Origin of the sequence: Acinetobacter terrae (genome assembly GCF_013004375.1) — a bacterium.
GTDB classification, from domain to species: Bacteria; Pseudomonadota; Gammaproteobacteria; order Pseudomonadales; family Moraxellaceae; genus Acinetobacter; species Acinetobacter terrae.
Map to the genome: position 1 here is coordinate 1 of NZ_JABERI010000027.1, position 1,152 is coordinate 1,152.

The window sequence follows — 1,152 nt, forward strand, 5'->3', positions numbered from 1 at the left end:
TTATGCAGTTACTTTAGCAACAACACCAGCACCAACTGTACGACCACCTTCACGGATCGCAAAACGTAGACCTGGGTCCATTGCGATTGGGTGAATTAGTTCTACTGACATTTCAACGTTGTCACCCGGCATAACCATTTCCACGCCTTCTTGTAATTGGATTGCGCCAGTTACGTCAGTAGTACGGAAATAGAATTGTGGACGGTAACCGTTAAGGAATGGTGTATGACGACCACCCTCTTCTTTAGAAAGTACGTATACTTCTGCGTCGAATTTAGTATGCGGCTTGATTGTACCTGGTTTAGCAAGTACTTGACCACGTTGAACGTCTTCACGTTTAGTACCACGTAGAAGAACACCACAGTTCTCGCCAGCACGACCTTCGTCAAGCAATTTACGGAACATTTCAACGCCAGTTACAGTTGTTACAACTGTATCTTTAATACCAACGATTTCAACTGATTCGCCTACTTTAACGATACCTGATTCAACACGACCAGTTACCACAGTACCACGACCAGAGATAGAGAATACGTCTTCGATTGGCATCAAGAATGCTTTATCGATTGCACGTTCTGGTTCAGGAATGTAAGAATCAAGCGCAGCAACCAATTCGATTACAGCAGGTTCGCCATATTGACCTTGATCACCATTAAGTGCAGCAAGCGCTGAACCACGGATGATTGGAGTGTCATCACCTGGGAAGTCATAAGTAGAAAGAAGTTCACGAACTTCCATTTCTACCAATTCAAGCAATTCTTCATCATCAACAAGGTCACACTTGTTAAGGAATACAAGAATGTAAGGTACACCAACCTGACGAGAAAGAAGGATGTGTTCACGAGTCTGTGGCATAGGACCATCAGTCGCAGCACATACAAGGATCGCGCCGTCCATTTGAGCAGCACCAGTGATCATGTTTTTAACATAATCGGCGTGACCTGGACAGTCTACGTGCGCGTAGTGACGAATCGGAGAATCGTATTCTACGTGTGAAGTATTAATGGTAATACCACGTGCTTTTTCTTCTGGTGCAGAGTCAATTGCTGCGTAATCTTTAGCTTCACCGCCGTAATTTTTTGCACAAATTGTTGCAATTGCAGCAGTTAAAGTTGTTTTACCATGGTCGACGTGACCAATTGTGCCCACGTT

At 44.2% G+C, this 1,152-nt stretch carries 1 protein-coding gene; it reads right to left on the reverse strand.

Translation table 11 applies throughout. From position 1 onward, the window contains the following. Window positions 1–1,152, reverse strand: a 1,152-nt coding sequence (gene tuf / locus HLH14_RS12040; protein WP_214645752.1) for an elongation factor Tu, incomplete at its 5' end; no start/stop codon positions are given.